General features: G+C 39.6%; 10 protein-coding genes. 4 read left to right on the plus strand and 6 right to left on the minus strand.

What is annotated here, in order from left to right; translation table 11 throughout:
• Window positions 1–585 precede the first annotated feature (585 nt).
• The 6 genes from EQO05_RS10475 to EQO05_RS10500 all read right to left on the minus strand — a co-directional run bounded on the left by EQO05_RS10475 (window position 586) and on the right by EQO05_RS10500 (window position 6,572).
• Window positions 586–1,065 carry a chemotaxis protein CheD gene (locus tag EQO05_RS10475; protein WP_128506294.1) on the minus strand — a complete coding sequence of 160 codons (480 nt, stop codon included), beginning with the start codon at window positions 1,063–1,065 and terminating at the stop codon, window positions 586–588.
• Window positions 1,066–1,163: 98 nt separating this feature from the next.
• Window positions 1,164–1,802 carry a chemotaxis protein CheC gene (locus EQO05_RS10480; RefSeq protein ID WP_128506296.1) on the minus strand — a complete coding sequence of 213 codons (639 nt, stop codon included), beginning with the start codon at window positions 1,800–1,802 and terminating at the stop codon, window positions 1,164–1,166.
• On the minus strand, window positions 1,789–2,739 hold the full coding sequence (locus tag EQO05_RS10485; protein WP_128506298.1) for a protein-glutamate O-methyltransferase CheR: 951 nt from the start codon (window positions 2,737–2,739) through the stop codon (window positions 1,789–1,791). The genes EQO05_RS10480 and EQO05_RS10485 overlap by 14 nt, the downstream gene beginning before the upstream one ends.
• A 156-nt stretch (window positions 2,740–2,895) precedes the next feature.
• The gene (locus EQO05_RS10490; RefSeq protein ID WP_128506300.1) at window positions 2,896–4,752 is read right to left on the minus strand and encodes a chemotaxis protein CheA; all 1,857 of its coding nucleotides are present in this window, start codon (window positions 4,750–4,752) and stop codon (window positions 2,896–2,898) included.
• 68 nt (window positions 4,753–4,820) lie between these two features.
• Window positions 4,821–5,906: a chemotaxis response regulator protein-glutamate methylesterase gene (locus tag EQO05_RS10495; RefSeq protein ID WP_128506302.1), complete on the minus strand. Its 1,086-nt coding sequence runs from the start codon at window positions 5,904–5,906 to the stop codon at window positions 4,821–4,823.
• Between the two features lie 300 nt (window positions 5,907–6,206).
• Window positions 6,207–6,572 (minus strand): response regulator, encoded by a 366-nt coding sequence (locus EQO05_RS10500; RefSeq protein WP_128506304.1) that lies wholly within the window; start codon window positions 6,570–6,572, stop codon window positions 6,207–6,209.
• A 1,014-nt stretch (window positions 6,573–7,586) separates the two neighbouring features.
• Between EQO05_RS10500 and EQO05_RS10505 the strand changes: the two genes are divergently transcribed.
• The 4 genes from EQO05_RS10505 to EQO05_RS10520 all read left to right on the plus strand — a co-directional run bounded on the left by EQO05_RS10505 (window position 7,587) and on the right by EQO05_RS10520 (window position 12,283).
• Window positions 7,587–7,961 carry a response regulator gene (locus EQO05_RS10505; protein ID WP_128506306.1) on the plus strand — a complete coding sequence of 125 codons (375 nt, stop codon included), beginning with the start codon at window positions 7,587–7,589 and terminating at the stop codon, window positions 7,959–7,961.
• A gap of 375 nt (window positions 7,962–8,336) precedes the next feature.
• On the plus strand, window positions 8,337–10,406 hold the full coding sequence (locus tag EQO05_RS10510) for a methyl-accepting chemotaxis protein (protein WP_128506357.1): 2,070 nt from the start codon (window positions 8,337–8,339) through the stop codon (window positions 10,404–10,406).
• Between the two features lie 28 nt (window positions 10,407–10,434).
• Window positions 10,435–10,947, plus strand: a complete 513-nt coding sequence (locus EQO05_RS10515) for a chemotaxis protein CheW (protein ID WP_128506308.1) — start codon at window positions 10,435–10,437, stop codon at window positions 10,945–10,947.
• Window positions 10,904–12,283, plus strand: a complete 1,380-nt coding sequence (locus EQO05_RS10520; RefSeq protein WP_240664573.1) for a GntP family permease — start codon at window positions 10,904–10,906, stop codon at window positions 12,281–12,283. The genes EQO05_RS10515 and EQO05_RS10520 overlap by 44 nt, the downstream gene beginning before the upstream one ends.
• Window positions 12,284–12,303: the final 20 nt, after the last annotated feature.

The following is a 12,303-nucleotide window of genomic DNA, read 5'->3' on the forward strand; positions in this document are numbered from 1 at the left end:
CATTTACTCAGAGTTCTGCTCAAAGAGCTTTATAGTGCTGTTCAGAGTTTTGCTCCGAGAATTCCAGAATGCTGTTCAGAGTTTTACTCCGAGAATTCCAGAATGCTGTTCAGAGTGCTATTCAAGGTATATTTAATGTATATTTGAAGGCAGCAGAGTGCACTTAGATTAATACCTGGAGTGCATTTAAAGTGTGCTCAAAGTATTGATGGAATTATACTAGAGTGCGCTCAAAATGTACCTAAAATATACTCACAATATTACCTAAAGTGCTATTTAGCCTCAGAATTAGCCTCAGACATGCATTTAATGTTTTATAATACTTTTATTTCTTCTGCTTACTCAGGGGGCTAATAATGGGAATTATAATGGTCAATTATAATATTTATGTCAAATATATAATTTTTGACAGAAAAGATAAAGGAATAAAAGTGATTTAATTAATAGTTTCCAAAATATTCTCAATAAAACTTCGATAATATCCAGGCAAGTAGAAATTCATTAAGTAAAATAGATTAAATAAAAACGGATTAAGTAAAACAGATCAAACTCAAAGACAGACTAAGTCAAAAGCAGACTAACATTTCAAATTATCTTATCCCCTCTCAAAATTGTTCTTATCAGGAGGTCACCAGTGGAGGTATCAAGGGTTACTGTGCGTCCATAATTTTTCCCGGTATCCTCAGCTACAATTGATATTTCAAGCCTTTCCAGGGTCTTTCTGGCCAATTCAATATTTCTCTCACCTATATTCATATTCCGATTTTCAAACATATGCGCTCCTCCCACAAGCTTCGCTTCAAGCCTTTTTCTGGATGAGCCTTTTTTCACGATCTCACCTGCAAGATATTCTATCCCGGAATCCGTATATTTCAAAGGATTTTCTTTTATTCGTGCGTTACTTATACTCGGAAGCATTGCATGGACAAGCCCTCCTATCCTTTCCCGCCTATCATAGAGTGCTATACCCACACATGAGCCTAATCCGTAGGTTTTAATTTTCACCGGGCTCCTGGCTAATGCATAGGCTCCTATTCCCACTATAATTAATTTTGAGTCGGTCACCTTGAAAAAGCCTCCTGATTTCGAAAACTTCCGAGTTTAAGATCTCCTGGTTAAAAACGGCCCTTCTTGATAAATATTTAAGCAACTCCGATCTCCGATCAGGCAGATTTCCGTGGAAATATTTCATCAATTCTTTTTAAAATGTATTCCAGGGAAGCAGGATCAAACAGAGTCAAAACATTTCCGTAAATCTTCTCTTCTTTTATCAGGAACTCTGCATCAAGCAGAAGGGCAAAATCTGTCTTACAGCTCATTTCCGTAAGCACAGAATTCAGGATAGAGCCGAACATATCATACACCGTATAGGGTGTGGAAATCAGAATATTGAGGCCCAGAAACGTCGAAAGCGCAGTTACATAAGTTCCTGCCAGGATGTGGCTGACTTCTTCTATCAAAGACCTGCTTATGGTATCAACCGAATCTATTCCTCTATCCTCGCCCGAAAGAATTATAGAAAGGTTTTTTACGCTCTTTTCAGGAAAGAAGATCAGGATATATCCGCTCAGATCTTTTTCAATATGCATAAATGACCCCAGAACCGGGAATTCCGAAATGCCTGTTATCTTAGGAATATTTTCAATTAGCTCAAATTTTGCGCCCAGAACCCTTGTCTGAACCAGGTTATTTGTTAGCTTATAGAGGGAAGTCGCCGAATTCCCTATTCCGATATTTTCAAGCTCTCTCAGAGCCCCATATTCATATTCACGTAAATTCTTTAGGTTCTTACCCTCTTCCATAAATATCCCTTGAGATTTCTTTTATGTAAAGGCGCTCTCTTGCATTATAAGGTCTAAATAAACTGGATGCAGACCCAAGCAGGGTTTCGGACTTCCCTATTACAAAAAATCCTCCTTTTTCGAGAGCCTGGTAGAAATTAAGCTGCAATCGTTCCTGAATTTCCTTTTTAAAATATATCATCACATTTCGGCAGACAATAATATCAAACCGATCAATTCTTGTGCCTGAAATCAGGTCGTGATGTTTAAAATGTGTTATATTTTTCAGCTCGTCTATTACCTGATACGCATCTCCCTGTTTCAAAAAATAGCGCTCTCTTATGTTCGGATCAAGATTTTTAAGTGAATTTTCATTATAAACACCTCTCCTGGCTTTCTCCAGACTTTGAGTATCAATATCCGTACCTGTAATTCTTATTCTATACTTATTAAAATCGGAATTAAGGACTCTGTGCAGCAGGATAGCAAGGGAATAGGCTTCTTCTCCCGCTGCACAGCCAGCACTCCAGATACGGATTGATCGGACTAATGACTCGGGTTTGCATTTAATAATAAAGGGAATGATCTCTTTTTCGATTATCCTGAAGGTTTCGGGATTTCGGAAAAATTCACTGACATTTACAGTAAGAGTGTCAACAAGAAACTCATATTCCTGAGGATTTCTCTTCAAAAGTTTCAAGTAAGCTCCGTAACTCTCGGAATTGGTGGCTCGAACGCGTACGTTAATTCTTCGCCTGAAATGAGCTTCCTTATAGTGCTCACAGTTAAAGCCTGTGTTTCCAGTAATAATTTTCTTTAACAGCTCAAACCCCAGATCTTCTTCCAGGTTCCGACCTGTTTCTGATCCTCTGTTCATCTCTCTCTTTATTTCATTATTGTCTGCTTTTCTAACCGGATCGTTACCCTTGTCTGCTTTTCTAACCGGATCGTTACCCATTTCTTCACCGACAGCTTTTTTACACAGGCATTTTTGTCTATTATGACATTTTTTCGTTTTATGAATTTTTCATGATTTGCAGAATTCTTTCTTTTTACAAATTTCTGTCCATTACAGTCTTCTGCCTGCTCTGGAGTCGTTTTGTCTCTTAATATTTTAAACCAGAGAGTTAACATCAATTATTAAAATAACGTTTCCATCACCCAGGATTGTTGCTCCTGCAAATCCTCTGGTGTTCTCGAGAAGCTTGCTTTTGAAGCTCTTAACTATTACCTCCTGTTTTCCAAGCAGTTCATCCACGATTATTCCAATATGTTGCCCGCGTCTTTCAACCAGAACTGCGAAAATATTATCAGTCCCGTCCATATCAGGCAGCTGAAACAGCCTTCTCAATCTCAGAAGCGGAAGAATTTTATTATCTACTAAAATGACTTCCTGCCCCTTGATATGCTTGATTTCCTGAGAGTTGACTTTGATGTTTTTTACAATATTTGTAAAGGGAATTGCGTATCTTTCCTTCCCCACTCTTATCAGCATAGCCTGGTAAACCGCAATGGTTAGAGGCAGTCTTAATTCGAATCTGGAACCAGAACCAGGTTCTGACTCGATTTTTACGGAACCTCCAAGGCGTTCAACTCTGTTTTTTACAACGTCCATTCCAATCCCCCTTCCTGAGATGTCGGTAACGTTGCCGGAAGTACTGAAACCCGGAGTAAAGATCAGCTGCATTACCTCTTTTTTCTGAAGCTGTTCCGCGCTTTCTCCTGAGATAATTCCTTTTTTTAATGCAACGCTTCTGATTTCGTCGATATCTATTCCGCGTCCATCGTCCTCAATTTTGATAAGGGCAAAATTCTCCTGCCTTGAAGCTGTAATCAGTATCGTGCCAGTTTCTTTTTTCCCAAGTTCTGCCCGCCTTTCCGGAATTTCGATTCCGTGATCAACTGCATTTCTTAACAGGTGCACCAGGGAATCTCCAATTTCTTCAAGAATAGTCCTGTCGAGCTTGATTTCTTTTCCTTTGATTATAAGATCGATTTTTTTATTCTGGGCTCGTGCAAGGTCTCTCACCATTCTGGAATAGATATAGGTTACATGGTCCAGAGGCACCATTCTTGCCTCGATAACCTCATCTTGAAGTTCTCTTGTCAGTTTATAGAAATCTGAAAGTGCAACCTTGAGCTCCTTGGATCTCAAGTCGCCTGTAAGCTCGTTTATTCTGCTCCGATTAATTATGAGCTCACCTACAAGATTCATTAATTTATCGAGCTGTTCGGCACTGATTCTTGAACTCTGGATAGTTTTTGGCTTAAGATCTGGTACAGGAGAAGCAAGATTCTTTTCCTCCTTTTCTACTTGATAAACTCCTTTCCCAGTTTTGCAAACTTCCTCTTCAGTCCTGCGAGATTCTTTTTCAGTTTTATCAGTACTTCTCTCAATTTGATGAAGAGGTTCTGAAGCTCTTTCAGTCAATCCTATTTCTTCATTACTTAAAGCATTCTGATTTTGATTGTCATATTCTTCTATAAATAATGGCATGTTTTCATCTAGCGGCTTATTTTCAAATTTTTTTAGTGATGCCTTTCCAGAAGATTGATTTATATTCCTTAGTGTTCTCAGCAACTCGCCAATGTCAGAATGGGGTTCATATCTATTTTCCGTCTTTTTCTCTCTTTTTCCGGATCTATCCCCATTAATCTCAAAGACGCTTTCCACAAGCTTTTCAAGAGAGTCCACACACGCTAAGAGAATATCAATCAAAAAAGAATCAAGAATAAGTTGCTGCGTTCGAAGCCTATCTATCAGACTCTCCATTTCATGAGCTAACTCGACAATATGTTTGAAGCCCATAGTTGAAGCCATACCTTTGAATGTATGGGCTGCACGGAACAGGGTATTCATCTGTTCCGAATTATCGGGGTCTTTCTCAAGTGCAAGCAGGGAATCGCTCATTTCTTTAATATATTTTTCAGATTCTGCTCTGAAAATGTCCATATATTTCGACATATCCATATTTTTCCCTGCCTCGGTTTCAAATATCAACTTTTTTCTTATAAGTTAGCCAGTTTTCTTTATAGACATCAAGTTACTATTTTTATAATTTCTTCAGCCATTTTATCCAGAGGTAGCACAGAATCTGCCAGTTTTCGTTTCACAATTTCTTTTGGCATCCCGTAAATTACGCATGAACTCTGTGCCTCAGCAATTACTTTTCCTCCCATTCTTTTTACTTCTTCAGCTCCATCCGCTCCATCGCAATTCATTCCTGTCAGAATCAGGGAAATCACCCTAGAGCCGTAAACAGGAGCAATAGATCTGAAAAGAGCATTTACTGAAGGTCTTGATCCCAGCTCTTTCGGGCCGCATGAGAGATGCACGATTTCTTTTTTCCGATTGTTTACGGTCTTCTGTACTATTTCCATATGATAGCCTCCGGGAGCTATAAGTACAGTCCCTTCTTCTACCACATCCCCCTCCTGCGCCTCTTTTACCTTAAGAGCCGTTTTCGAATCGAGCCTCTTACACAGCGACGCCGTAAAACCGGGAGGCATATGCTGTACTACCAGGACTGCGGCAGGAATGTTAGCAGGAAGAGAGCCTATGAGTTTCTCCAGGGCTCTTGGGCCCCCAGTGGATGCACCTATTGCAAGCACGTTTCTAACGGAACCTATCTCTCTCCGAAACCTGCTCTCTTCTTTTCTCTCTCTCTTTCCGTTTGCTTCCGGCTTTTCTGATTCCTGCTCTCGCATGCATTCCAGATTTTCAAGGTTAGCTTTTGTAGCTGCCCGGATTTTTCTGCAAATCTCTTCTGCCATGTCCGGCATGCTCTGACTGAGAATTCCTTCAGGCTTCTGGATAACATCCACTGCTCCGTATTCAAAAGCTGTAAGCGTAATTTCTTCAGCTCTCTCCCCAAGGGCTGAAATTATCACAACAGGAGTCGGGAATTCTTTCATAATCCTAGCAAGTGTCTTGAGACCGTCAAGAACAGGCATAACATTGTCTAAAAGAACGATATCAGGTGTTAGCTTGCCAATCTTTTCAAGTCCGTCCTTTCCATTGATTGCAGTTCCTACGACCCTGATTTTTGGGTCTTTACTTAAAATATCGGAAAGGAGCTTGCGAATTAAAGCAGAATCATCAACTATGAGTGCGCGGATAGTCATCTCAAGCACTTTTTCGTTAAATGCAATATTTAATCCTTCTTAATACTCTAACTGCCAATATTTATTTGAAGTTACCAGGATTTGATAATTTTATTTAAATTTGATAATTTTACTTATATCTACTAGTTTTATATATTTGATAACTTTATATATTTAATAATTTTATTTATATTTAATAATTTTATATATTTGATAACTTTATATACTTGATAATTTTATTTACTTTTGATGTAGCTTGATATCTGACTTTACTTAAAGTACTTTTAATAATGGTCTGATTTAACGGAGTCTCAAATAGGTCTAATTTGGCTCGGCAATTTTTCGAATTACATCCAGCATTCCATCAGCCTCAAAGGGCTTTACAATAAACCCCATAGCGCCTATCTTCATTGATTCAGTAATGAGCGCCTGCTGCCCAAGGGAGGAGCACATTACTATCTTTGCCTCCGGATCCATAGTAAGAAGTTTTTGCAATGCCTCTTTTCCATCCATATCCGGCATAATTATATCCATTAGCACAATATCGGGCTTTACCTCAAGATACGTCTGAATTGCCTCTTCTCCATCACTGACCTCAGCGACCACTTCATGTCCGTGCATCAGAAGAATGTCTCTAATTACCATTCGCATAAATTCGGCATCGTCCACGATCATAACTCTGGCCATGCATCTCCCTTCTTTCAATCTTGAACAAGCGACAATATCGGATAATATTTCACACTCCTATTTTCTGGAATGTTCCGACACCTTATTCCCGTGTGTGCCGAATCTCGCCTCTTGCCTGTAGATTCTTCATAAATCAATGCTATGAATCAAAGGACCTCAGTTGAATAACTACTCGCGGTTAACAAATGTAACCAGCGAATGTTTTTCTTATTAAGGCAGATCTATCCTAATTATGTAGAAAAATATATACGAGACCTGCTATATTAAACTTTTTTAATTATCTTTAGCAAATCTAGAGTTAAAAATTTGTCCGGAAGAGCCCGAGAACTGGCACGTTAACAAACTATCCTAAAATTTGTAGTTCCTCTCCGACTTTTCATCCGAATGTTGACTTTGATTTATAAATTTAAATAAAAATATTAATGATAACACTTTATAAATAAAAATGCTACTATAATTGTTTTAAAACTAATTTAGCCTAATTTCCAATCTTTTTATGAAATAATAACACCGGAAATGATACTGTAGTTTAAATAAATAACTTTTATTGTTGTTTATATATTGAAAATATGACTCTAAGTTTAGCAAATAAATTTATATCCTCTCGGACTTCATATATTACTAAGTAAATTGAGGAATTACTCTCGATGTAATTTGCAGGTCTAAGACTTGCTGAAGATATAGATGAGAAGATTTCATTTTATACTCTCTTATATCAGATCAGGGAAGATTCGAATTCAATGTTTCTTTAAAAGGATTTCATTTGCAAGAAACTTGTTTACAAAATCCTTGACAAATCAGCTTATAAAACTTCCTTGAAAATTACTATAAAGCTCCTTTGAAACTTACTATAAAGCTCCCTTAAAAATTACTATAAAGCTCCCTTGAAAATTACTATAAAATTCCCTTGAAAATTACTATAAAATTCCCTTGACAAAATTAGCTTATAAAAAGCTTCTCTTATAGAGATTCCTTTTACAAAATCTCCAAGTTGTCCTCCAGGAGTAGATTTTAGTGCCTGAAATCCTGATTGTTGAAGATAATTTACTTAACCTGACGGTCGAAGCAGACTTACTTAAGTCCTTTGGATATGAACCGAAGAAGGCGAAAGATGGCTTTGAAGCTCTCGAGATTCTAAGCGAATTGAAATTTGATCTGATATTGCTCGATATGGAGCTCCCGAAAATGCACGGTCTCGAACTGCTTCAAAAAATTAAACTTAATCCTGAAACCAGGGGTATAAAGGTCGTCGCAGTTACAGGTCACTCCGACCCCGAGAATAAAGAAAAGTTCCTTAAAGCCGGGTGTTATGCCGTTCTTGCCAAACCCATAAACTTTGGTGATTTTGGTTCACAGGTCACGAAATTCCTTGCAACGGCAGACTCCTGAATATAGAAAGTAGACATTAAGACAAAAGAGCAGGTGCGAAAACAGAAAAGTAAATTTATCAAGATCTGTCGATAAAAAAATTAATTGCTGGAAAGTTACCGATTAAAAATTGACACTTAAGATTATAGTTAAGAAACTTACTTAATGAATATTTTAGTCTGGTTTCGACTTTTTAATGAATCAGAAAATTTATCAATTCAAATAGTCTGTATAAAATAATAGTCTGTATAAAATATCTGGTTGGGAAGATCAGGCAGTTTTCTATAGAGATATTTCCGCCCGTTTACCCCCCTCAGCAATGCCGCTGATAGGTTTAGTTCAGTTACAGGTCGAAAGGGTACAGAGGCGGAGAAGCTGGAGGTACGGGTGAGAGAAATGTATAAAAACACAAAAATAGGTCATATAGTCATAGGTTTTGCTATTCTTCTAATTTTAATTTTTTTTGTTGGGTATACAGGCTATCAGGGTATTAACGATGTTGAAAAAAAGAGCCGAGCCATTCAAAACATGACCTCTATCATGAATAACATGCAGGGAGCCCTAGCAGCTCAGGAAAATTATGTTATCTATGGTGACCCTGTCTATAAGGAAGAAACTTATAAAAATCTTAATCTCGTACCCACGCAGGCAACCATATCCAAAGAAATATATCTTGGCTATCTTGATCCTGTTAATCAGGGCCGAATGGATTCTATTCTGAAAACTTCCGATGAGTTTAGAGACAATTTTGACAGTTATGTTGAAGCAAATAATGAAGAAATTATCCTGAGAGCCGACATTGTCTCAAAAGGCGAGCTTATTTTGCAGGAAGCGGATGAAATCTATAAGGACCAGATGCTCCAATATCAGCAATATCTTGAGAATGGCTCTTCGAGCGAAACCCTCCAGCGAAAATTAGCCAATGCTCAGGAAGCCCAGAGGATCAGCCTACTTGCGATGGAAGCCCGAAACGAATATCAGAATTACATTATTGACCCCGAAGACCAGTATGCGGAAAATTTCGATCGCCTGATGGGGGACATAATCGAAGTTACCGATAATCTGGACGAACAGCTGGCTAGACCTGAAAATCTTGAGCGTGGAAATACAATAATTTCCAGTGCCAGAGAGATCCGGACTCATTTTGACCGGCTGGAAACTCTTAAAGAGAGAAAGGCAGTTGAAGTTCAAAACATGGGAATTATAGCTGCGAGGGTTGAAGGGATTGCTCAGGATGCCAGTGCGGACCAGAGAGAAAGGCTCAACCTTTTGATAACAGACTCTGTAAATAAGATCCTTCTCGTTACACTTCTTTCAATGCTTATCGGGGCTTTACTCGTTTTCGTAATTCTGAACCTTTATAGGAAGCCCATTTATGAATTGCTTGAGGCGGCTGACAGGATCTCGGAAGGAGACCTGAATGTTCAGATAAAAGGGAACTCAAGGAGTGAAATCTCCCAACTCTCACAGGCTTTTAGATCGATGGTTGAGAACCTTCGTGGTTTAATTAAAGAGATTCAGGAAAGTTCACTTCACCTTTCTACACTTTCGGAGGAGATGTCTGCTTCCTCCGAGGAAGTAGCGTCAGCATCAAGAAAAATTTCCGATACTGCAGCTGAAATTTCAAACGGGACAGAAGTGCAGAGCATAAAAATAGTGGATATAACTCATGCAATGCAGGATATGACACATAATATCCAGGAAATTGCAGAAAATACTCAAAAAGTTTCCAAAAATACCAATGTTGTCAATAACACTGTAAGTGATATTGGAGATGCTTCAAGAGAAATCCTATTAAAAATGGACCTTATTCGTTCTTCAGTTGATGAGACCGAGCAAGTAATAATGGAACTGGACTCCAAATCTCAGCAAATTAATGAGATTATAACTCTTATTACCAGGATTGCGGACCAGACAAATATGCTTGCACTGAATGCTGCAATCGAGGCCGCCCGGGCTGGCGAACATGGCCGGGGTTTCTCTGTCGTAGCCGATGAAGTCCGAAAACTTGCCGATGAATCCGGTCGTGCTGCAAATAACATTTCTAAACTAATTGATGAGATAAGAAGTAGCATCGGCGAAACCGTGGAAAGCATAGAAGCCAGTAAAAAAGATGTGCAGGTCGGTTCACAGTCCGTTAACAGCGCGGTTGAAATGGTTGCAGGGATTGTTTCTACAATCAATGAAATTACTAATATGATAGAAGACGTTGCAGCCGCTACAGAAGAACAGTCCGCATCCATTGAAGAGATAACTTCTACGCTGGAGGATATTTCCTCAATCTCAGAACAATCCGCCGCAGGAACCCAGGAGACTGCTGCAGCTCTTGAGGAACAGAGTGCTTCAATGTCAGAACTTGCCAATATGGCCAGCGACCTTTCTTTGCTCGGGGAAAAGATGAGAAAGGCTACGGAGAAATTTAGGCTTGGCAACTCAAGAGAAGGGCCGGAAAATAAGGTCAGTTAAAAACCTGGAATTAGTTTGAGGAATTCAAATGTTTGAAGAAGCGTTAGAAGGAGGTTCGAGTCTCCCGGAAAAAAATCTTCATTTAGTGACCTTTGAGCTTTCAGGCGAAGATTTCGGAGTAGACATCATGCAGGTTTCCGAAGTTCTTCCGGTTCCGAGAATTACCCGCGTTCCCCAGGCCCCGGCATGCATAAAAGGACTCATTAACCTGCGGGGAAAAATCCTCGTAGTGATAGACCTTAACAGGCGGCTTGGTTTCCCGTCGAAAGAAACTGACAGCCTGTCCAGGATTATCATAGTGGAGGTCAAAGATACGGTCATTGGAATGCTTGTAAATTCCGTAAAGGAAGTCATGCGCCTGCCTCTCTCTTCAATTGAACCAACCCCTGAGATGATTAAATCGAAAATTAATGCAGAATATCTAACAGGTGTAGGAAAGACAGGGAACAGGCTTCTTATTCTCCTGAACCTGGCAAGGGTAATTGGAGAAGAAGAGATTGAAGAATTCAATAAGCTATCCTCTCCTGAGGCGAATAGTTAAAAACTTGATAGCAAATTTTAAAATCATGCATCCTGTGTTTATATTCCTTTTTGCCCTTATCCTTATTCTATTTTTTACAGCCAGACTCAGGCTGCACCCTTTTCTTAGCCTTGTTCTTGTATCCGTTTTTACAGGCGCCCTTGCAGGGGAGCCCCTGGCTACGGTTGAAGCAATAACTGAAGGATTGGGCAGCGTTTTTTCCCGTTTTGCTATTATTATTACCTGTGGAAGCGTCATAGGAATTCTACTCCAGAGCACGGGAGGAATGTCGTTAATAGCTTCTGATATTATACGTTTTTTCAAAAACCCTTTACTTGCCCTGAATCTTATCGGGTTTCTCTGTTCTGTACCCCTGATGTGTTACATTCTTGCCTATGTTATCTTTATTCCAATAGCTAAAGAGTTAGCTGCCAGACTCGATAACCCCTCTATTTCCACTGCAACGGCCCTTGCACTTGGAGCTGTTGCCTCATTTAATCTTGTCTATCCTTCACCTGTAATAATCTCGGCAGCAGAAGAACTTTCAGCCAGTGAGGACAGGCTTTTTATCCTTGGATTTCTTATCGCAATTCCGGTTTCCGTAACAGGTTACCTTTATGCCAGAAGGCTGGGAATGACTGGATCCGAAACAACCAGAACCGTAAAAAAGAAAGTGGAAATAGGGAATGAAAACATAAAAATTTATAAAACCACTGCCGAAGAACCCGGAAGGCTTGAGGCTTACTCTCCTATTTTTTTCCCTTTACTCCTGATTTTCTTTCAGGCAGGTTTTGAGCATTCGTATCCTGTGCTTGAATTCCTGGGAGATCCTAATATTGCGCTTCTTACAGGAGTTATTCTGTCCATATCTTCCGGCAGAAGGCTCGGATTTTCCGTGCTGAGTGAACTGATCGAAAAAGCTGTGAGGAGAAGTGGAGTTGTCCTTCTCGATCTTTGCGGAGGAGGAGCGCTCGGTGCAACCCTTGCCATGACAGGAGCAGGTGAAGCGTTAGGCCAGCTTTTCCTGCAATTGAGCCTTCCTCATATTCTTATACCTTTTCTTGTAGCCGCAGCCCTTCAAACCGTACAGGGATCAAGGGTTGTAACCATGCTCATTGCACCTTCCCTGATATTGCCTCTTGTTCCTGAACTCGGGCTTCCTCCGGAAATCCTTATTCTCTCAATGGCTTCTGGCACTTTTGTATTTTCCCATGTCAACGATCCTTTCTTCTGGATTTTCGGAGAGCTTGCAGAACTGGAGCCCTCCGAAGTTTTCAGATCAAATACTCTTGGGAATGCCCTTATGGGTGCAGTGAGTCTCCTGCTTGTATCTGCTGCTTATGTGCTCTTTTATTGAGAATTTTTCTTTCACTGGAA

The organism is Methanosarcina sp. MSH10X1, assembly GCF_004099695.1.
Classification (GTDB): domain Archaea; phylum Halobacteriota; class Methanosarcinia; order Methanosarcinales; family Methanosarcinaceae; genus Methanosarcina.